This window comes from Denitromonas halophila, from assembly GCF_007625155.1.
Taxonomy (GTDB): domain Bacteria; phylum Pseudomonadota; class Gammaproteobacteria; order Burkholderiales; family Rhodocyclaceae; genus Nitrogeniibacter; species Nitrogeniibacter halophilus.
In genome coordinates this window covers 162,400-182,355 of sequence record NZ_VMNK01000014.1, presented here as the reverse complement: position 1 = coordinate 182,355, position 19,956 = coordinate 162,400, and the positions used below count along the sequence as shown (strand labels likewise).

Genomic DNA, 19,956 nt, shown 5'->3' with positions numbered 1-19,956 from the left:
TGTTCGAGAACCTCGACGACTTCAAGAAGCTGCACCCGGCCTTTGCCAACCTGAAGCAGGAGCAGATGATCAAGAACGGTCTGTCGGCCCCGCTGCATGAAGGTGCCATCAAGTACTACAAGGAAAAGGGCTGGATGTAATCTGCCCCGCGTCGGCCGGTGCAATGCCGGCCGACGTGATTCACACCGTTGCAGGAGCGGGCCTGGCGGTGTACTAATACATACGTTTGTGCGATAAGGGCTCCCCCTTACCCGATCAACCGCAAAAACGCACGGAGACGAGGTCATGGCTGGCGTCAAAAAGACACAAGAGCATCACCAGCTCACCGACGAAGAACTCAAGCAGATCGTCGCTGAAGCCGATACTGGCGGACGTAAACCCACCGGGGCCGTTGCCCAGGCAATGATGTTGATCGCGCTCGCGTGGTCTTTGTTCCAGTTGTGGATCGCATCGCCGCTTCCCTTCACTTTCGGCATTTTCGTGTTTAACGACACAGAGTCCCGCGCGATCCACCTGGCCTTTTCAGTGTTCCTCGCCTTCATGGCTTACCCTGCATTCAAGCGGTCGCCACGGGAATTCATACCCGCTGTCGACTGGCTGCTTGCGGCGGTCGGCGCGTTTTGTGCGGCCTACCTGTTCTTGTTCTACTCGCAATTGTCAGAGCGCCCGGGCAGCCCGACGGATTACGACCTGGTGGTCGCCGTCACAGGCATGGTGCTGCTGCTCGAAGCGGCGCGTCGCGCACTTGGCTTGCCGATGGTGATTCTCGCCATCGTGTTCATCATCTACATCTTCGCCGGCCCGCACATGCCCGACATGATTGCGCACAAGGGCGCGTCGCTGGGCAAGGGCATGAGCCATTTGTGGCTGACGACTGAGGGTGTGTTCGGTGTGGCGCTCGGGGTTTCCTCCGGCTTTATCTTTCTCTTTGTGTTGTTCGGTGCATTGCTCGAAACCGCCGGCGCCGGCAACTACTTCATCAAGAGCGCAGTCGGCCTGCTCGGCCACCTGCGTGGTGGTCCGGCCAAAGCGGCTGTGGTGGCCTCGGCCGCAACCGGCGTGATTTCCGGTTCTTCGATCGCCAACGTGGTGACGACCGGCACCTTTACGATCCCGTTGATGAAGCGCATCGGCTATCGCGCCGACAAAGCGGCCGCCGTGGAAGTGGCCGGCTCGGTCAACGGTCAGATCATGCCGCCAGTGATGGGCGCCGCCGCCTTCCTGATGGTGGAATACGTCGGCATTCCCTATGTGCAGGTGCTCAAGCACGCCATCGTGCCGGCGCTGATCTCGTATATCGCACTGTTCTACATCGTGCACCTGGAGGCGATGAAGGCGAACCTGCAAGGGATTCCGCGTCAGAACCCGAAGCCATGGCAGCAAAGTCTGATCAGCTTCACCATGACCATGTCCGGGTTGGTGATTCTCGCCGGCATCGTGTACTGGGGGCTGGGCTGGATCAAGACCGTGGCGCCGGACGGGTCGATCGTCATCATCGCGATTCTGATGTCCATCGCCTATATCGCGCTGCTCAAACTGGCAACGAAGTATCCCGAACTGCACATGGATGACCCGAACGACCCGATCGAGAGTCTTCCCGATGTGGGTCCGACGCTCAAATCCGGCTTGCACTATCTGTTGCCGGTAGCCGCGCTGATCTGGAACCTCATGATCGAGCAGCTCTCGCCGGCGCTGTCGGCCTTCTGGGCGACGATGTTCCTGTGCTTCATTCTGGTTACGCAACGCCCGATCACCGCATTCTTCCGTGGTGTCAGCAGTCCGGCCGTAGAGGTCCGCCGCGGCTTTCAGGACCTGCTGGACGGCCTGGTCACCGGCGCGCGTAACATGATCGGTATTGGCATCGCCACCGCTGCCGCAGGCGTGATCGTTGGTACGGTGACGCTCACCGGCGTAGGCCTGGTGATGACCGAACTGGTCGAAACGCTCTCGGGCGGCAACATCGTGATCATGCTGTTCATGGTGGCCTTCATCTGCCTGATTCTGGGCATGGGTCTGCCGACCACCGCCAACTACATCATCGTGTCTACCTTGATGGCGCCGGTGATTGTCGAGGTCGGTGCGCAGAACGGCCTGCTGGTACCCCTGATCGCGGTGCATTTGTTCGTGTTCTATTTTGGTCTGATGGCCGATGTGACGCCGCCGGTGGGCTTGGCGTCTTATGCGGCGGCGGGTATCGCGCTGACCGATCCGATCAAGACGGGTATCACGGCTTTCACCTACTCGATCCGGACCGCGGTGCTGCCCTTCATGTTCATCTTCAACACCCAGCTGTTGTTGATCGATATTGAAGGCCCGTTCCACCTCATCCTGACCTTGTTCAGTGCCACGGTCGCAAGTTTGATATTTGCCGCAGCAACCCAGGGATGGTTCATGACCCGCAGCAAGTACTGGGAGTCTGGCGTGCTGATCGCGCTGACTTTCGTGCTGTTCCGTCCGGGATTCATCATGGACGAGGTGTTTCCGCCATACGAGCGCTTGCATGGCACGGCGGCGGTCGAAGCGGTGAATATGGTTCCCGATAACGGTCGTTTGCGACTGTTCATCGAGGGAATCAATATCGATGGCGACGAGGTGAGCAAGGGCGTGCTGTTGCCGCTTGGGCCGAAAGCCGCCACCGCCAAAGAGCGGTTTGCTGCAGCAGGCGTCAAGGTGATCCCGTTCGGTGAGGACATCCAGGTCATTGGCGTCGATTTCGGATCGCAGGCCGAGAAGCTGGGTATCGAGCAGGGCTTCAAGATTTCCGCGGTGGAGCTGCCGAATGAGCGGCCCGCCAAGGAATGGATCTTCCTGCCCGCATTCATTGTTCTGGGCCTGATCGTGATGATTCAACGTCGTCGCGCCAAGCACCTGGATCCGCACGCCGTGGCGGCATAAGGCAGTATTGTCAGCACCAATAAAATGGGGCGCCTGTCGGGCGCCCCATTTTTTTACGGCTCAAACCGCTTACATACCCTGGTAGATCGGGCCTTCACCGCCTTGCGGCGTGACCCAGTTGATGTTCTGGGTCGGGTCCTTGATGTCGCAAGTCTTGCAGTGCACGCAGTTTTGCGCGTTGATCTGCAATCGCGGCGTATCTCCTTCGCGGATGATTTCATACACCCCGGCCGGGCAATAACGCTGCTCAGGCGCGTCATAAATCGCGAGATTGGTGTCAATCGCGACGCGCGGGTCCTTCAGTTGCAAATGACAGGGCTGCTCTTCTTCGTGGTTGGTATTCGACAAGAAGACGGACGACAGGCGGTCGAAGGTGAGAACGCCATCAGGCTTCGGGTAGTCGATCGGCGTGCACTCCGCAGCCGGCTTGAGTTTGCCGTGGTCTGCAGTGTTATGCAGGGTCCAGGGCGTTTTGCCGCCAAACAAACGCTGATCGATGCCGAACAGGATCGAGCCCATCCAAAGGCCCTTGCTCATGTAGGCCTTGAAGTTACGGGTCTTGCGCAGCTCGGTGTAGAGCCAGCTGTCCTTGAAGGCATCGGGGTAGGCGGTCAGCGTGTCGCGCTCCCGTTCGGCGCCCAGTGCAGCGAAGGCGGCTTCGGCTGCCAGCATGCCGGACTTGATCGCGCTATGCGTGCCCTTGATTCGCGCCGCATTCAGGAAACCCGCATCGCAACCGATCAGCGCACCGCCCGGGAAGACCAGCTCAGGCAGTGACTGCAGGCCACCGGCCGCGATGGCGCGGGCGCCATAGGACAGACGCTTGCCGCCTTCGAGAAAACCGCGGACATCGGGGTGCAGCTTATAGCGCTGGAATTCTTCATAGGGCGACAGGTGCGGGTTGCTGTAGTTGAGGCCAACGACAAAGCCGACCGCGACCAGGTTGTCCTCCAGGTGATACATGAAGGAGCCACCATAGGTGTGGTTGTCGAGCGGCCAGCCGGCGGTGTGCATGACCATGCCAGGCTTGTGCTTGGCCGGATCGATTTCCCACAGCTCTTTAATGCCGATGCCGTAGGTTTGCGGATCGGCGTTTTTGCGCAGGTCAAAACGCGCCTCAAGGGACTTGCCCAGGTGACCACGAACGCCTTCGGCAAAGAAGGTGTACTTGGCATGCAGTTCCATGCCGGGCTGATAGTTCGGGCCGGGCTCGCCATCGCGGCCCACGCCCATGTCACCCGTCACAACACCTTTGACTGCACCATTTTCGTCATACAGGATGTCGGCACCGGCAAAGCCGGGATAGACCTCAACACCCAGGGCTTCAGCTTGCTCACCCATCCATTTGACGACATTGCCCAAACGGACAATATAGTTACCATGATTGAGAAAACAGTCGGGCAGCAAGGCGTTGGGCAATTGGCGGGCGCCGGATTCGGACAGCATCATGAAACGGTCTTCGGTCACCTCGGTGGTGATCGGCGCGCCCATGGCTTTCCAGTCTGGCAGCAATTCATCGAGCGCGCGCGTATCGAGCACCGCGCCGGACAGCGTGTGCGCGCCAATTTCAGCTGCCTTTTCGATCAGGCAGACAGAGACTTCCTTGCCGCTCTCGGTGGCCAGTTGCTTGAGCCGGATGGCTGCCGACAATCCGGCCGGCCCACCGCCGACGACGAGAATGTCGAACTCCATGGATTCTCGTTCCATTGCGTTCTCCTATGGTCAGTCTTTGTTTTTCGTTTCACGCACTACCGGTAGGCAGGGGCGCGTTTTTCTTGCAAAATCTTGGTGTTTTGAACATACGCTGCCGTATGTTACTCCATCCGTCAGCCAAATGAGAAGAGTACACCCACAGGAGAGCCCTATGACAGAACAACGCATTTTGCTGCACACCTGCCGCATCCCGGTCCGCTGGGGCGACATGGACGCCTACGGCCATGTCAACAACACCATCTATTTTCGCTATTGCGAACAGGCGCGGGTCGAATGGCTGGAGCAGGGTGGTTTCATGGTGTCGCTTGACCAGAGCGATGGGCCGGTCATCATCAATGCTGCGTGCACCTTCATGACCCCCGTGACTTATCCGGCGACAGTGCTTGTTCGTTTATACGCAGGTGCGCCGGGGCGAAGCAGCCTGATGAACTGGTATGAAATCAGCGTCGAAGGGGAGGACACCGTGTATGCCGAGGGCAGCGCAAAGGTTGTATGGATGAACCATTTGACCGGAAAATCGGTGCCACTCCCCGAGAGTCTACGAAAGCAGTTTGAAAATTAACTATAATCAAACGCATTAAATATAAACATAGGAGACAGCCATGAGTGAAGCGCGCAACCTTGATCAACCTCTGTGGACGCCAACGGCGGAGCGCATTTCGGAAAGCCAGATGACGGCGTTTCGCGAGCATGCCAACACGCGTTGGGGGTTGGATCTAGGCAATTTCGAAGCGCTTCATGCGTGGTCGGTGGATCAGCCGGAGCAGTTCTGGCAATCCGTCTGGTCGTTTGGCGAGGTCGTGGGCGAGCAGGGTGCCACCGTGCTGGTGGATGGCGACCGCATGCCCGGCGCGCGCTGGTTTCCCGAGGCCCGCTTGAATTACGCGCAGAACCTGCTGCGCCGTCGTGACGGTGGCGAAGCGCTGGTGTTCTGGGGCGAAGACAAGGTCAAACTGCGCTACACCTGGGGGGAGCTGTACCGCGAGGTTGCCCACTTTGCCGCCGCCTTGCGTGAGATGGGCATCGCCCCGGGCGACCGTGTGGCGGCCTACATGCCCAACATGCCGCAGACCATCGTGGCCATGCTCGCAGCGTCGAGTATCGGCGCGATCTTTACCTCGGCATCACCCGACTTCGGCGAGCAGGGCGTGCTCGATCGCTTTGGCCAGACCGAGCCGAAAGTGCTGATTACCGTTGACGGCTATTACTACAATGGTAAGGCCGTTGACTGCCATGACAAGGTGGCAACCATTGTGGCCGGGCTGCCGTCGCTCAAGCGCGTGGTGGTGGTGCCCTACCTCAAGGCCGAGCCAGTGCTTGACGGCATCGCTCACTCACGCAGTTGGGGCGCGTTCCTGAAGCCGCATCTGGCGGCGACCGAGATCGAATTCGCCCAGCTGCCGTTTGATCACCCGCTGTACATCATGTATTCGTCTGGCACCACTGGCGTACCCAAGTGCATCGTGCATTGCGCCGGCGGCGCCTTGCTTCAGCACATCAAGGAGCATCGCCTGCATTCCGACGTGAAGCCGGGCGACCGCGTGTTCTACTTCACCACCTGCGGCTGGATGATGTGGAACTGGCTGGTGTCGGGGCTGGCGGTGGAGGCAACGCTGCTGCTGTTTGATGGCTCACCCTTTGTTGACGAAGGCGACATCCTGTTCGACTACGCCGACGCCGAGCACATGACGCACTTTGGCACTTCGGCCAAGTTCATCGACCATCTGGCCAAGCTGGGTCGTCGCCCGAAAGACACCCACAAGCTCGACACCGTGCGCGCCATCATGTCGACCGGCAGTCCGCTGGTGCCCGAGGGTTTCGACTATGTTTACGAGGCAATCAAGAGCGACGTGTGCCTATCGTCGATTTCGGGCGGCACCGACATCCTGTCGTGCTTCGTGCTGGGCAATCCGGTGCTGCCGGTGTGGCGTGGCGAGATCCAGTGCAAGGGCCTCGGCATGGCGATCGAGGTATTTGACGATGAGGGCAAACCGGTGCGCGGCGACAAGGGTGAGCTGGTGTGCACCAAGCCCTTCCCGGTGATGCCGATCGGCTTCTGGAATGACCCGGACAATGCCAAGTACCACGCGGCCTATTTCGAGCGCTTCGACAACATCTGGTGCCATGGTGATTTTTGCGAAGTCACCGAGCACGGTGGCTTGATCATTCACGGCCGATCGGATGCCACGCTCAATCCGGGCGGCGTGCGGATCGGCACCGCCGAGATCTACCGTCAGGTCGAGAAGCTGGACGAGATTCTTGAGTCGATCGTGATCGGGCAAGACTGGGAGAACGACGTGCGCGTTGTGCTCTTCGTCAAACTGCGCGAGGGCATCGTGCTCGATGAAGCACTCATCAAGAAGATCAAGCAGACCATCCGCGCCAACACCACGCCGCGCCATGTGCCGGCTCAAGTGGTGGCGGTCGATGACATCCCGCGCACACGCAGCGGAAAGATCGTCGAGTTGGCCGTGCGCAACGTGGTTCATGGTCGGCCGGTCAAGAACGTCGAAGCGCTGGCCAACCCCGACGCGCTCAACTTCTACCGCGGCCGCAAGGAGCTCGAGCAATGAGCCCGTCGCCGCGGATTCAGGCAGCGAGTTCGTCCTTGTTGGTCATCGACCTGCAGGCGCGCTTATTGCCGGCCATTGATCAGGGCGCCGAAGTCATGGCGCACACTGTCTGGCTGATGCAGATTGCCCGCCAGCTGAGCGTGCCCACCGTAATCACCGAGCAGTATCCGCGTGGCCTTGGATCGAGCGCGCCGGAGATTCTGGCCGAGGCCGATGGTGTGCCGCGCGTGGAAAAAATCTGCTTCTCCAGCCACAGCGAATCCCGACTGACTGACACCGCCGTGGCCGATCGTCCGCAAGTGGTCGTGTGCGGCACGGAGGCGCATGTGTGCGTCCTGCAAACCGTTCTGGATCTGAAGGCGGCTGGCAAGGCGGTGTTTGTGGTGGAGGAGGGCGTTGGCTCGCGTCAGGCGCGTGACAAGGCCTTGGCCATTGCACGCATGCGCTCGCACGGCATCGAGATCGTTTCGCGGGAGATGGTCGCTTTCGAGTGGCTGGAGCGCGCTGGCACCGATGTTTTTCGGTCGATCAATCAGAATTTCATTCGTTGAACCCGGCGGACGGGGCGGCCAGAGGCCGGCCCGCCATCGGCGACTTCAAAACCTGAAAAAAGCACTGCACGGCTGGTTTGAGCACGCCGCCTTTTCGGCTATCATTGCGCTTTCCCGCAGTTGCTATTTCCATGACAAAGTACGTCTTCGTAACGGGCGGTGTCGTTTCCTCGCTAGGTAAAGGCATCGCTGCCGCCTCGCTGGGCGCCATCCTTGAGTCCCGCTCCATCAAGGTTACCCACCTTAAGCTCGACCCCTACATCAACGTCGATCCCGGCACCATGAGTCCGTTTCAACACGGCGAAGTGTTCGTGACCGAAGACGGGGCCGAAACTGATCTTGATCTTGGTCACTATGAGCGCTTCACCAGCGCCAAGATGTCCAGGCGCAACAATTTCACCACGGGCCAGATCTACGAGACCGTGATCAAGAAAGAGCGTCGTGGCGAGTACCTGGGCAAAACAGTACAGGTCATCCCGCACATCACCGATGAGATCAAGACCTTCATCAAGCGCGGCGCCGAAGGCGCTGACGTGGCGATCATCGAGGTTGGCGGTACGGTCGGCGACATCGAGTCCCTGCCATTTCTCGAGGCGATTCGCCAGATGGGCATCGAAGAGGGCCGTAACGGCACCTGCTTCATCCATCTCACGTTGCTGCCGTACATCCCGACCGCTGGCGAACTGAAAACCAAACCGACGCAGCACTCCGTCAAGGAACTGCGCGAGATCGGCATCCAGCCCGACATCCTGCTGTGTCGCGCCGACCGCTCCATTCCGGCCGACGAACGCCGCAAGATCGCGCTGTTCTGCAACGTGATGCCCGAAGCGGTCATCGAAGCGCTCGACGCCTCGTCAATCTACAAGATTCCGGGTCTGTTGCATGACCAGATGCTCGACGAGATCGTTTGCCACAAGCTGGGTATTCTGGCCCGTGCAGCCGATCTGTCGGTTTGGGAGCGGCTGATTTTTGCGCTTGAGAATCCTCAGCGCGAAGTCGATATCGCCTTTGTCGGCAAATATGTCGATCTCACCGAGTCGTACAAATCGCTTATCGAGGCGATCAACCACGCGGGTCTGCACACACGCAGCAAGGTCAACATTCATTACATCGACTCCGAAGTCATCGAAACCAATGGCGTCGGCGTGCTGACCAAGATGGACGCCATTCTGGTGCCCGGCGGTTTCGGCAAGCGCGGTACTGAAGGCAAGATCCTGGCGATTCGTTACGCTCGCGAGAACAAGGTGCCGTATCTGGGCATCTGCCTGGGCATGCAGTTGGCGGTGGTCGAATACGCCCGCCACGTGGCTGGCATGGACGACGCGCACAGTACCGAATTCGACGACAAGACCAAGCACCCCGTGATCGGCCTGATCACCGAGTGGCTCGACCGCAGCGGCCAGATGGAGCGGCGCGACACCGCATCCGATCTGGGCGGCACCATGCGCCTCGGTGGTCAGGTGTGCCACCTGACCGAAGGCTCGCTGGCGCGTGAAGTGTATGGACGCACCGATGTGATGGAGCGCCATCGCCACCGCTACGAGGTGAACAACACCTTGTTGAGCAAGCTCGAAAAAGCGGGTCTGAAAGTGTCCGGACGCGCCCCCGCCACCGATCTGTGCGAAATGATCGAGCTGCCGGATCACCCGTGGTTCGTCGGTTGCCAGTTCCACCCCGAGTTCACCTCCAATCCGCGTCACGGCCACCCGCTGTTCACCGCCTTCGTCCAAGCGGCCATGGCCGCCAGCGAGCCGAAGGAGAAGATTGATGAAACTGTGTGATTTCGAGGTCGGCATCGACCGGCCGTTTTTCCTGATTGCCGGTCCCTGCGTTATCGAGTCGCGTGAACTGGCACTGGAGACGGCCACCGAGCTCAAGGCCATCTGCGCCGAGCTCGGCATTCCGTTCATCTACAAGTCGTCTTTCGACAAAGCCAACCGCAGCTCGGGCAAATCCTTCCGCGGACCGGGCATGGCCAAAGGCCTTGAGATTCTCGCCGAGGTGCGCGAGACCGTTGGCGTGCCGGTGCTGACCGATGTGCACAGTATCGATGAGATCGCCGCCGTCGCTGCCGTGGTCGACGTGCTGCAGACGCCGGCGTTTCTTTGCCGTCAGACCGATTTCATCGAAGCTGTGGCCACCTGCGGCAAGCCGGTGAATATCAAGAAGGGCCAGTTTCTGGCGCCGGGCGACATGAAGAACGTGGTCGACAAGGCCAAGGCAGCCAACGGCGGCGCGGACACCATCATGGTCTGCGAGCGCGGTGCGTCCTTCGGCTACAACAACCTGGTGTCAGACATGCGCTCGCTGGCGATCATGCGTGAGACCGGTTGCCCGGTGGTTTACGACGCCACGCACTCGGTGCAGCTGCCGGGCGGGCAGGGCACCGTATCGGGCGGTCAGCGTGAGTTCGTGCCGGTGCTGGCGCGTGCTGCATTGGCAACCGGCGTGGCGGGGCTGTTCATGGAAACGCACCCCACCCCTGAAACCGCCCTGTCGGACGGCCCCAATGCCTGGCCGCTGCCCAAGATGAAAGCGCTTCTCACCACGCTGCGTGATATCGACGCCCTGGTGAAAAAAGCCGGCTTCCTTGAGCAGGCCTGACCCAAGAACATCCATTGATCTAGAAATCTGAAGCTTGAGAGGACTGTTATGAGTGCGATTGTTGACATCATCGCCCGCGAAGTACTGGATTCGCGCGGCAACCCCACCGTTGAAGCCGACGTGTTGCTTGAGTCGGGCATCATGGGCCGCGCTGCCGTGCCGTCAGGTGCATCGACCGGTGCCCGCGAAGCCATCGAACTGCGTGACGGCGATGCCGCCCGCTATCTGGGCAAGGGCGTGCTGCAGGCGGTCGAGAACGTCAATACCGAAATTTCTGAAGCGCTCATCGGCCTGGATGCCGAAGAGCAGGCGTTTATCGATCGCACCCTGATCGATCTCGACGGCACCGAGAACAAATCCCGCCTCGGCGCCAACGCCACGCTGGCCGTGTCGATGGCCGTGGCCAAGGCCGCCGCTGAAGAAGCCGGCCTGCCGCTGTATCGCTATTTCGGCGGCTCCGGCCCGATGAGTCTGCCGGTGCCGATGATGAACGTCATCAACGGTGGCGCGCATGCCAACAACTCGTTGGACATCCAGGAATGCATGATCATGCCGGTGTCCATGGGCAGCTTCCGCGAAGCGCTGCGCTGTGGTGCCGAGATCTTCCATCATCTGAAGAAGATCACCGACAAGCGCGGCTACCCCACCACGGTGGGTGACGAAGGCGGCTTTGCCCCCAACGTCGCAGGCACCGAAGAAGCGCTCAATCTGATTCAGGAAGCCATCTCCGCCGCCGGCTACGAGCCGGGCACCGACGTGTTGCTGGCGCTCGATTGTGCCGCCAGCGAGTTCTACAAGGATGGTCAGTACATGCTGGCCGGTGAGGGCCTGACTCTCAACGCCGACGGCTTTACCGACTATCTCGCCACCCTGGTGGATCGCTTCCCGATCGTGTCGATCGAAGACGGCATGGCCGAGAACGACTGGGCCGGCTGGAAGCTGCTGACCGAGCGTCTGGGCAAAAAAGTGCAACTGGTCGGCGACGACTGCTTCGTCACCAACACCAAGATCCTGGCGCGTGGCATCGAGGAAGGCGTGGCCAACTCCATCCTCATCAAGATCAACCAGATCGGCACGCTGTCGGAAACCTTTGCCGCGGTCGAAATGGCCAAACGCGCAGGCTACACCTCGGTGATTTCGCATCGCTCGGGTGAAACCGAAGACAGCACCATTGCGGATATCGCCGTGGGCCTGAATGCCATGCAGATCAAGACCGGTTCGCTGTCGCGCTCCGATCGGATCTCCAAGTACAACCAGCTGCTGCGGATCGAAGAGGATCTGGGCGACACCGCCACCTATCCGGGGCTCGGCGCGTTCTACAACCTGCGTCGTCGTTGATCCGCCGATGAGCGCCCGCCTTCGGCAGCGTAAACGGTAAGACAGGAATTCTCGGGCCAGTTTTGCGACTGGCCCGATATCCATCCCATGCGCTGGCCAGTCCTGATCCTGCTCCTACTCATGTTGGCACTGCAGTACCCTCTATGGTTTGGCAAGGGCGGGTGGTTTCGCGTTTGGGAGGCAGAGCGGCAACTGACCGAGCAGCAGGCGCTCAATCACAAACTTGAACAACGCAATGCCGGCCTGGACGCGGAGATCCGCGACCTGAAGACCGGCACGGAAGCCATTGAAGAGCGTGCGCGTTTCGAGCTTGGGCTGACCAAACCTGACGAAATTTTTGTTCAGGTGCCGCAGAAGCGCTGAGCCGCAAAGCCAGCGGCTCAACGCGGTATCAGAGAATCTCGTTGATGTCTTCGCGCTGAAGCAGTTCACGCTCAAAGTTGCATTGCTCGTCGCCCAGCGCGTCGCGCGCGGACACCACGCCGATCGGCCGCCCTTTGTCGACCACCGGCACATGCCGAAACCCCCCGTCGTACATCATGTGCAAGGCGTGCCCCAACGGTAGCGTCGGGCTGACCGTCATGGGCTTGGCCGTCATGACCTGCGCCAGGGACGTCACCGTGGGATCCAGCCCCTTCGCAAGCACGCGGTTCAACGCATCACGCTCGGTAAAGATGCCGACCAGCCGCCCTTCATCGACAACCAGAATAGCGCCGATGCTGGCTTTTGACATGATCTGAGCGGCTTCGGTCACCGTCATTTCTTCTGACGCCGTCACGACCTGTTGCCCCGCGATGACATGCTGAATGCTGCGTTGTGGCATGGGATGCTCCTTTGGGTGTGGGGTTATCCGTCCGAAAACAAACTGCGGGCGCCGTCAAAGCGTTGCGCGAAGTAGCGGTTGTTCATTTTTTCGACCCGAACCTTGCCCTTGCTGCTTGGGGCATGGATGAATTTGCCGTCGCCAAGATAAATGCCCATGTGAGAGTAGGGCCGGTTCTGCGTATTGAAGAACACCAGATCGCCCGGTTGAAGGGTGTCTGTCGCAATGACGCGGGTCTGAGCGGCAATTCGCGCGGCGTTGTGCGGCAGGCGTACGCCGCTGACTTGTTCGACGACATAGCTGACCATGCCGCTACAGTCGAGGCCCGCCTCGGGGTTGCGGCCCCCGAATCGATACCCGGTCCCGAGCAGTCCATATGAAAACAGGACGATTTGCTCGGCATCGCCGGGGTTGTTGAGTTGTACCTGCGGGGCTCGATCAATGATCTGCCCCGGCACGGTACGCGCCATGGGGGGCGTCGAAACGACGGTCGAACAGCCGTGAAGCACTAGCACTGCGGCGACTGCTGCAAATATGGCCGAACGATTCACGGCGCCTCCAGGCAACGGGGTGGCACCAGCTTAGAGCAAGCTCGCTCAGGCGTCCAGACGGAAGGTCACCGGTCCGTGATTGGTCAGGCTCACATGCATTTCGGCACCGAAGCGACCAGTTTCAACCACGGCGTGCTGGCGTCGGGTTTCGGTCACCAGCGCGTCAAACAAACGCTCTGCCTGGTCGGGCGGGGCGGCGGTGCTGAACCCGGGTCGTGTGCCCTTTCGAGTATCCGCTGCGAGGGTGAATTGCGGCACCAGCAGCAAACCACCATCCACATCGCGAACGGAGAGGTTCATGCGATCGTCGGCGTCCTGGAACACACGGTAGCCGAGCAGCCGCTGAGCCATGCGCGCGACGTTCGTCAAATCGTCCTTGGGCTCGATGCCGATCAGCGCCAGCAGGCCGGCGTCGATGCGGCCGACGCACTCGCCCTCAACCACGACCTCAGCATGGGTGACGCGTTGTATGAGTGCGATCACACCGCGTTTTGCGACTGCTGACAGGTCTTGATTGCTTCGCCGGCGCGGCTGAGCTGGCTGCGATCGTGATGAATGCTCAGGGCGATATCGGGGTTGTGGAATTCGCCCTCGCCGATTCGCATCAGGGTGAAGATTCCGGTCCCTGAGCGGAAGCGTACGTGGTCATCATGGATGGCCACCGAAAAACGCTCACCGTCGTGGCAGACAAACCGCGCCTGACGCTCGGCGTTTGCCAGATCGGCATAACCGGCGATGCCGGCCGCGGTGGAACCCAGGGTAAGTACCCCAACAAGAAATAATGCAATTCGTGGCATGGAGAAGGACATGTCAGGCTTAGTCAATGAGTTCAATAGTGCCGTTGACTTGCACGGTAATGGTGCTGTCTCCGGCTTCAATAGGGGCGGGGGCGGCGGCCATTGAGGCCATGGCCCGGCCTCGATACATCGGGGCAGGGCCGCCGTGATCGTTGATATTCAATGCCTTGAGGCGGTACTTTCGACCGAGGGTGTCGGTGACCAGCTTGGCGCGCGCTTCAAACGCCTTGAGCGCATCGCGGGTCGCGGCATCATTGGCCGCAAGCACCGTGGCGGGGGCGGGCATCAGCTGCAAACTGCCGATGGCCAGTGTGGCTTGCAGTTCGCCCATCAGGCGCGACAGTGCAGGGATGTCGGTGCTCTCGAGGCTCAGGTTGCTTCGCATGCGCCAGCCGATGATGGTCTGGCCGCCTTTGCCGGCACTGCTTGCACTGGCGTTGCTGTAGATCGGCCAGGTCGAGGTGCCCGCGGTCTTGACTGATACCGTGGTGTAGGGTTTGGCCGTTTTCAGCGCCGCCGCCATAACCTGATTCACCTTCTGCGCGACCGCAGCGGGATCATCGGCGCTGGCTTCGAAATAGGCATCGGCACGCGCAAGGTCGTTGGCAGCGGTCGCCGTACCTTGTGCCGAGAGCTCGACCGTCGGCAGCGGCTCGGCAGCCTGGGCGTTCAGGCTGACGATTGCGATCAGCGCCATGGTAGCGCGCGTCCATGCAGCAGGTCGTGTCATGAAGAGTCTCGTCCGTAAGGGGTAGGCACCTTATACCGGAAGCGGGCGTGCAGTGGCAGGGCGGGGGTGTAATCGATTGTGAATCCAGCCCACCGACATGCCGATTGACGTCCGTGCGGTGGCGCGGGATCATTCAGCGCCCTGAACTCAATGGAAGAGCCCATGACGCCTCATCGCGCGGGCGCCCTTTACGTGGCGCTGTCGGCCAGTTGCTTCGGCGCCATGGCAATTTTCGCCAAGTACGCCTACCTCGATGGCGTGGACGTGGCAACGCTCTTGCTCCTGCGCTTTTCGATCGCGGCCTTGATCATGATTACGCTGGTTGTTGTGCAGCGCCGGGTGTGGCCGCGGGGGCTCAACCTGGGCTTGCTCGCCGCCATGGGCGGCATCGGCTATGTTGGACAGTCCTTCAGTTTTTTCTCAGCGCTCGAGTTCGCGTCCGCGGCCCTGGTGGCGCTGTTACTCTACCTGCACCCATTTATCGTGACCGTACTCAGCGCGGTCTTTTTCGGACAGGCGCTGACGCAGGTTCGTATATTGGCGGTGCTTGCGGCGCTGGTGGGGACAGGTCTGGTCATTGGCGCCGATGTGTCGGGGCAGCCCATGGGCATCGCGCTCGGTGTGGCAGCAGCGCTGATCTATTCGGCCTATCTGCTGACCGCAAACCGCGTGATGCGCCAGGAAGATCCAGTCGCAGCGAGCACTGTGGTCATGAGTTCAGCCGCGGTGGTGCTCTGTGCCATGGCGGCCTTCAATGGCCCGCAGTTTCCCCAGAGCACGTCGGGTTGGGCGGCCATTCTGGCGATCGCCTGTGTTTCAACTGTGGTTGCCATGGTGTGCCTGTTCATCGGCATCCAGCGTCTGGGCGCTGCGGATACCGCTACGCTCTCAACGCTCGAACCGGTGGTGACCACTGTTCTGGCTGCGGTTTTTCTGGGCGAGCAGATCAGCAGTATTCAAATTGTTGGCGGCATGGTGATTCTCGCCGCGGTCATTATGCTGGCGCGCTATGGTCAGCCGGCGCCTCGCCCGACGGCCCAATAAAAAAGCGCGCAGACTTCGCTGCGCGCCAAAAAAACCCTTACCTGGAGGAGTGCGGATGTCGCGGAGACATCCGACGCCTGAACCTTAAAGCCAATCAAAAACGGATGGTTTGACCTGGATTAAACCGGGGCGTCTTAGGCAACGTGGCCGGCCGCTGACGGTGTATCGATGCGGCGCAGCCCATTGGCGTGCTCGGACAGGTGGCGTACATAGTTTTCCGCGCTGGCGATCAATCCGGCCACTTCTTCTTCGGTGAGGCTGCGGATGATGCGTCCGGGCGAGCCGACCACCAGCGAATAATCCGGAATCTCGCGCCCTTCCGGAATCAGGGCGTTGGCGCCAATCAGGCAGCCGCGACCAATCTTGGCGCCATTGAGAACGATGGCGTTAATGCCGATCAACGATCCGTCACCGATCTCACAGCCATGCAACATCGCCATGTGGCCAATGGTGACATTGGCGCCGATGGTCAGCGGCACACCGTCGTCGGTATGCAGCACCGAGCCATCCTGCACATTGGAGTTGTCGCCGATGGTGATGGGGTCGTTGTCACCGCGCAGCACCGAGTTGTACCAGATGCTCACATTTCGGCCGAGTACAACACGGCCCAGCACGGTTGCGTTATCGGCCACCCAGCTGCCGGCAGCCAGGGTCGGGATTCGATCATCCAGTGCGTAAATCGCCATTTTTTGTCCTCTCTGCTCGGGCGTCTGCGCGCCTGTTGACCGGTTTTCGGCGGTCAGAAAAACGGCAATCATATCAAGCATATGCTGCACTGCAAACTGAAAAATCCGTTTGAAACGCGGCATTGAGAGGCGATTGGACAGTGTCGGTGATAGCATGCCGGCTCATCCGGTTTTTGCGAATCGCGCGCCAATGCTCAGTTATCGCCATGCGTACCATGCGGGCAATCATGCCGACGTCTTAAAGCACTTGACTCTCGTGCTGACGCTGGACTACTTCAACCAGAAACCCGCACCGTACTGGTACATTGACACCCACGCTGGACCCGGCAGTTATCGGCTCGACCAGGGCCCTGCGGCGCGCACCGGCGAGTTTGAAACCGGCATTGGAAAAATTGCCGGAATCAAACCGCGGCCGAAGTCGGTGCAGCGCTTTCTCGAGTCGGTGGGTTGCCTCGGCAAAACCGGTTTGCCGACGAGCTATCCGGGCTCGCCGGACATTGCCCAACGTCTGCTGCGCGACACCGATCGTTTGCGCTTGTTTGAACTCCATCCGACCGACTTCGACGCCCTCGACAAGCACTTTGCACATGCCGGCCGGCGGGCGCAGGTAAAGAAGACGGATGGCTTTGCCGCGCTCAAAGCCTTGTTGCCGCCGCCAACACGCCGAGCGGTAGTGCTGATCGACCCGCCCTATGAAGTCAAACAGGACTACGACACGCTGATCGCGACGCTGGAGGACGGGCTCAAGCGCTTTCCAACCGGGTGCTTCCTGGTCTGGTACCCGATTATCGGGCGTCCCGAATCTCGTCGCCTGCCGAAGAAATTGCTCAAACTGGGCGCCTCGACACAAAGCTGGCTGCACGCGACGCTTGAAGTCGCGCCGCCCGCCGCCGATGGACTGGGCATGACCGGCAGCGGTATGTTTGTTCTGAATCCACCGTGGACACTGGCCGAGCAATTGGCAGAAACCTTGCCGTGGTTGAGTCAGCACATGGGTGCCGGCGCGCCTGCCCGGTATCAGCTCGATAGCCACAGCACTTGAGGAGATCACATGGCCGCCGCTCCACACAGCGATCTACTGGCCTTGCGTGACGCGCTTCGTGCTTTTGCCGAGGCCCGCGACTGGGGGCAGTTCCACACGCCAAAAAACCTCGCCATGGCCTTGATTGGCGAGGCGGCGGAGGTGGTGGAGCATTTTCAGTGGCGAACTGCGGAAGCGTCGGCGGCGTTGCCGGCGTCCGATCGTGCGGAGGTTGCGCTCGAACTGGCGGATGTGCTGCTGTATCTGGTGCGCCTCGCCGACGTGCTGGAGGTTGATCTCGCCGATGCCGCGCAGCGCAAACTGGCCATCAATGAATCGCGCTATCCGGTCGACAAGGCGCATGGCCGGGCCGACAAATACACCCAGCTATGAGCCAAAGCCATTGCCCGGGTCGCGTCGATCCGGGCCCAGCGCCGAGATTCAGACCCAGACGACTTCGTCGAGTGTGATGTCCACGATCAAATCATTCGAGAGCGCTTCGAGGTCCGACTGCAATGCCGCGGCATCCAGATCTTGCCCACCTTGCAGACTCGCCTTGGCGTGGAACATGGTCTCGCCCGACATTGGTGCACTGGAGGTGAGCGTGCTCAGCTCTTCAACGTTAACGGCGTGCCGCAAGAGCACTTGCGACACCTCGCGTACGATGCCAAGACGATCCTGGCCAACCAGGGTCAGATGCAAACGCCGCGCGGTTTCAGGGGCGGGGGTGTCTGTGGCACTGGTGACCGTGACCTTGAGCGCGGTCATGCCGGTGAGCGCGGCAATCAAACCATCGGCCGCGTCTTCCGGGACCGTGACACGCAAAATTCCTGCAAACTTGCCCGCAAGTTGCGCCATCGATGATTCCAGCCAATTGCCGCCGGCCTCGTTGATGGTGGTGGACAGGGCTTCAACCAGACCCGGGCGATCATCACCAATAGCGGTCAGAACAAGGTTACGCATGAGGCAACACTCCTGTCGAAATGATGTGTCGATTGTAGGCGAAAGCCGGCCACGGCTGTCGGTGGGTGCGCAATGATCACCCTTTGGGACATTCTGCCGCTGTTGGCATTGGGTGGCATTGCCTGGTACTGGATGGATTCGCTGAAGACACGAGAGACCGCGCTGACGTCCGCCCGCTCCGCGTGTTCACTGCGAGGATTTCAGTTTCTGGATGAAACCGTTGCCACCGAGCGCACACGCTTTGCGCGTAACGCAAACGGGCAGATGGTACTGAGGCGGGTGTATCGATTCGAGTTCTCGGACACCGGCGACAATCGTCGCCCGGGCTCGGTGGTCATGCTTGGCCGCTACGTGGAAATGGTACAGATGGCAGGCGTGCTCGAAGCGGTCAAGTAATTCAGAGCGCGTCACCTGCGGCAACGGCCGATGACCACGCCCACTGGAAGTTGTAACCCCCAAGGTGACCGGTGACATCGACCACTTCACCAATAAAGTAGAGGCCGGGCTGCGTCAATGCGCCCAGGGTTTTCGACGACAGCGCGCGGGTGTCGACGCCGCCGAGCGTGACCTCTGCCTTGGAAAAGCCTTGCGTCCCCGAGGGTGCAAGGGACCAGTTGGCCAGCGCCTTGGCAATCGCCTTGCGCTCCTTTGCCCCGATTTGCTTGAGGGGCCGCTCCCAGCCATGCAGTTCGCACCAGGCTTTGGCAAAACGCTTGGGCAGCACCTCACCCAGCAGATTTCCGAGCAGGGCGTTGCTGTCGCCGTGCTCGGCGAGCCAATCAGCGGCGTCGTCATCGGGTAGCAGATTGAGGCGAACCGGTGCTGGGTGTCCGGTGGCGCAAGCATATTGCCAGTAGCTCGAGATTTGCAGAATTGCTGGGCCGGAGAGGCCGCGATGAGTGATCAAGGCCCGCTCGCGAAATTCGCCATCGCCGCAACGGGCGACTACATCGAAGGCGGCGCCCGCCAGCGGGGCGAGTGCCGACAGCGTCTCCGAATCCAGCGTCAGCGGTACCAGGGCAGGGCGGGGCGACACCACGGGGAGATCAAACTGCGTCGCGATGCGGCAACCCAGATCGGTGGCGCCGATTTTCGGGATCGAGAGACCGCCGGTGGCCACGACCAGGGCTGCGGCGTCGAAGTCGCCATGATCGGTACGCACCAAAAACCGATCCTTGTCGGCACGACCGACGGAATCGACCTTGACCGGCATCGCCCAATCGACCTGTCCGTCCGCACACTCTTGCACCAGCAGGTCAATGATCTGCTGGCTGCTGTCATCACAGAACAGCTGCCCGAGCGTCTTCTCGTGATAGCGAATGCCGTAGCGCTCAACCAGCGCAATAAAATGCTGCGGGCTGTAGCGCGCCAACGCCGAGCGGCAAAAGTGCGGATTCTGCGAGAGAAAATTGCTGGCGCCGACCACCCGGTTGGTAAAGTTGCAGCGTCCGCCCCCCGAGATTCGAATCTTCTCGGCCAGCGATGTGGCGTGATCGATGATGAGCACTTGGCGACCACGCTGGGCAGCGCGCGCGGCGCACATCATGCCTGCTGCACCTGCGCCGATCACGATGGCGTCGTAGCTGCGTTTCACCGGGATATCGCCTTGTCAGGATGGAAGCGGCGAAGCTTAGCGACGCGACGCCCATGATGCAATGCGCGGCCAC

General features: G+C 60.6%; 22 protein-coding genes. 13 read left to right on the top strand and 9 right to left on the bottom strand.

Going from position 1 to position 19,956, the window contains the following annotated elements; genetic code table 11:
* Both FHP91_RS21640 and FHP91_RS14500 read left to right on the top strand, forming a co-directional pair.
* Positions 1-140 (top strand): TAXI family TRAP transporter solute-binding subunit (locus FHP91_RS21640; protein ID WP_281281792.1); only part of this gene is annotated, 140 nt, incomplete at its 5' end.
* A gap of 145 nt (positions 141-285) precedes the next feature.
* The gene (locus tag FHP91_RS14500; protein WP_144310267.1) at positions 286-2,895 is read left to right on the top strand and encodes a TRAP transporter permease; all 2,610 of its coding nucleotides are present in this window, start codon (positions 286-288) and stop codon (positions 2,893-2,895) included.
* A 69-nt stretch (positions 2,896-2,964) separates the two neighbouring features.
* Here FHP91_RS14500 and FHP91_RS14495 read toward each other — a convergent pair whose 3' ends face one another.
* On the bottom strand, positions 2,965-4,602 hold the full coding sequence (locus tag FHP91_RS14495) for an electron transfer flavoprotein-ubiquinone oxidoreductase (RefSeq protein WP_144310266.1): 1,638 nt from the start codon (positions 4,600-4,602) through the stop codon (positions 2,965-2,967).
* Between the two features lie 157 nt (positions 4,603-4,759).
* Between FHP91_RS14495 and FHP91_RS14490 the strand changes: the two genes are divergently transcribed.
* From FHP91_RS14490 to ftsB, 7 genes are all read left to right on the top strand, one after another.
* The gene (locus FHP91_RS14490) at positions 4,760-5,170 is read left to right on the top strand and encodes an acyl-CoA thioesterase (RefSeq protein WP_144310265.1); all 411 of its coding nucleotides are present in this window, start codon (positions 4,760-4,762) and stop codon (positions 5,168-5,170) included.
* Positions 5,171-5,210: 40 nt separating this feature from the next.
* Entirely contained in the window at positions 5,211-7,181 is a 1,971-nt protein-coding gene (locus FHP91_RS14485) for an acetoacetate--CoA ligase (RefSeq protein ID WP_144310264.1), read from the top strand.
* Positions 7,178-7,732 (top strand): isochorismatase family protein, encoded by a 555-nt coding sequence (locus FHP91_RS14480; RefSeq protein ID WP_144310263.1) that lies wholly within the window; start codon positions 7,178-7,180, stop codon positions 7,730-7,732. The genes FHP91_RS14485 and FHP91_RS14480 overlap by 4 nt, the downstream gene beginning before the upstream one ends.
* 131 nt (positions 7,733-7,863) lie before the next feature.
* Positions 7,864-9,513 carry a CTP synthase gene (locus tag FHP91_RS14475; protein ID WP_144310262.1) on the top strand — a complete coding sequence of 550 codons (1,650 nt, stop codon included), beginning with the start codon at positions 7,864-7,866 and terminating at the stop codon, positions 9,511-9,513.
* Positions 9,500-10,336 carry a 3-deoxy-8-phosphooctulonate synthase gene (gene kdsA, locus FHP91_RS14470; protein WP_144310261.1) on the top strand — a complete coding sequence of 279 codons (837 nt, stop codon included), beginning with the start codon at positions 9,500-9,502 and terminating at the stop codon, positions 10,334-10,336. The genes FHP91_RS14475 and kdsA overlap by 14 nt, the downstream gene beginning before the upstream one ends.
* Positions 10,337-10,384: 48 nt before the next feature.
* On the top strand, positions 10,385-11,674 hold the full coding sequence (eno, locus tag FHP91_RS14465; protein ID WP_144310260.1) for a phosphopyruvate hydratase: 1,290 nt from the start codon (positions 10,385-10,387) through the stop codon (positions 11,672-11,674).
* Positions 11,675-11,761: 87 nt separating this feature from the next.
* Positions 11,762-12,037: a cell division protein FtsB gene (gene ftsB, locus FHP91_RS14460; RefSeq protein WP_144173649.1), complete on the top strand. Its 276-nt coding sequence runs from the start codon at positions 11,762-11,764 to the stop codon at positions 12,035-12,037.
* 28 nt (positions 12,038-12,065) lie between these two features.
* Here ftsB and FHP91_RS14455 read toward each other — a convergent pair whose 3' ends face one another.
* The 5 genes from FHP91_RS14455 to FHP91_RS14435 are packed head-to-tail and all read right to left on the bottom strand — an operon-like array spanning position 12,066 to position 14,575.
* Positions 12,066-12,497 carry a CBS domain-containing protein gene (locus FHP91_RS14455; RefSeq protein ID WP_144310259.1) on the bottom strand — a complete coding sequence of 144 codons (432 nt, stop codon included), beginning with the start codon at positions 12,495-12,497 and terminating at the stop codon, positions 12,066-12,068.
* Between the two features lie 23 nt (positions 12,498-12,520).
* Positions 12,521-13,063: a C40 family peptidase gene (locus FHP91_RS14450; RefSeq protein WP_391527572.1), complete on the bottom strand. Its 543-nt coding sequence runs from the start codon at positions 13,061-13,063 to the stop codon at positions 12,521-12,523.
* 30 nt (positions 13,064-13,093) lie between these two features.
* Positions 13,094-13,531: a D-aminoacyl-tRNA deacylase gene (gene dtd, locus FHP91_RS14445; RefSeq protein WP_144310257.1), complete on the bottom strand. Its 438-nt coding sequence runs from the start codon at positions 13,529-13,531 to the stop codon at positions 13,094-13,096.
* Positions 13,528-13,845, bottom strand: a complete 318-nt coding sequence (locus FHP91_RS14440) for a hypothetical protein (RefSeq protein WP_144310256.1) — start codon at positions 13,843-13,845, stop codon at positions 13,528-13,530. Before FHP91_RS14440 ends, dtd begins: the two co-directional genes overlap by 4 nt.
* Positions 13,846-13,864: 19 nt before the next feature.
* The gene (locus tag FHP91_RS14435; RefSeq protein ID WP_144310255.1) at positions 13,865-14,575 is read right to left on the bottom strand and encodes an SIMPL domain-containing protein; all 711 of its coding nucleotides are present in this window, start codon (positions 14,573-14,575) and stop codon (positions 13,865-13,867) included.
* Between the two features lie 162 nt (positions 14,576-14,737).
* Between FHP91_RS14435 and FHP91_RS14430 the strand changes: the two genes are divergently transcribed.
* Positions 14,738-15,619, top strand: coding sequence for a DMT family transporter (locus tag FHP91_RS14430; RefSeq protein ID WP_222105216.1), 882 nt, complete (start codon positions 14,738-14,740; stop codon positions 15,617-15,619).
* Between the two features lie 134 nt (positions 15,620-15,753).
* Here FHP91_RS14430 and FHP91_RS14425 read toward each other — a convergent pair whose 3' ends face one another.
* A complete protein-coding gene (locus tag FHP91_RS14425; RefSeq protein WP_144310253.1) occupies positions 15,754-16,305 on the bottom strand; it encodes a gamma carbonic anhydrase family protein in 552 nt (183 codons plus the stop codon).
* Positions 16,306-16,561: 256 nt separating this feature from the next.
* Here FHP91_RS14425 and FHP91_RS14420 point away from each other — a divergent pair, with 256 nt between their 5' ends.
* Together FHP91_RS14420 and FHP91_RS14415 are read left to right on the top strand one after the other, a co-directional pair.
* Entirely contained in the window at positions 16,562-17,347 is a 786-nt protein-coding gene (locus FHP91_RS14420) for a 23S rRNA (adenine(2030)-N(6))-methyltransferase RlmJ (RefSeq protein WP_313791159.1), read from the top strand.
* A 9-nt stretch (positions 17,348-17,356) separates the two neighbouring features.
* A complete protein-coding gene (locus FHP91_RS14415) occupies positions 17,357-17,719 on the top strand; it encodes a nucleotide pyrophosphohydrolase (RefSeq protein WP_144310251.1) in 363 nt (120 codons plus the stop codon).
* 48 nt (positions 17,720-17,767) lie between these two features.
* On the opposite strand, the gene FHP91_RS14410 is transcribed toward FHP91_RS14415, so the two are convergent.
* Positions 17,768-18,289 carry a glycine cleavage system protein R gene (locus tag FHP91_RS14410; protein ID WP_144310250.1) on the bottom strand — a complete coding sequence of 174 codons (522 nt, stop codon included), beginning with the start codon at positions 18,287-18,289 and terminating at the stop codon, positions 17,768-17,770.
* Between the two features lie 72 nt (positions 18,290-18,361).
* On the opposite strand from FHP91_RS14410, the gene FHP91_RS14405 reads away from it, so the two are divergent.
* Positions 18,362-18,685, top strand: a complete 324-nt coding sequence (locus FHP91_RS14405; protein ID WP_144310249.1) for a DUF3301 domain-containing protein — start codon at positions 18,362-18,364, stop codon at positions 18,683-18,685.
* A 1-nt stretch (position 18,686) separates the two neighbouring features.
* Here FHP91_RS14405 and FHP91_RS14400 read toward each other — a convergent pair whose 3' ends face one another.
* On the bottom strand, positions 18,687-19,883 hold the full coding sequence (locus FHP91_RS14400) for a BaiN/RdsA family NAD(P)/FAD-dependent oxidoreductase (RefSeq protein ID WP_281281798.1): 1,197 nt from the start codon (positions 19,881-19,883) through the stop codon (positions 18,687-18,689).
* Positions 19,884-19,956: the final 73 nt, after the last annotated feature.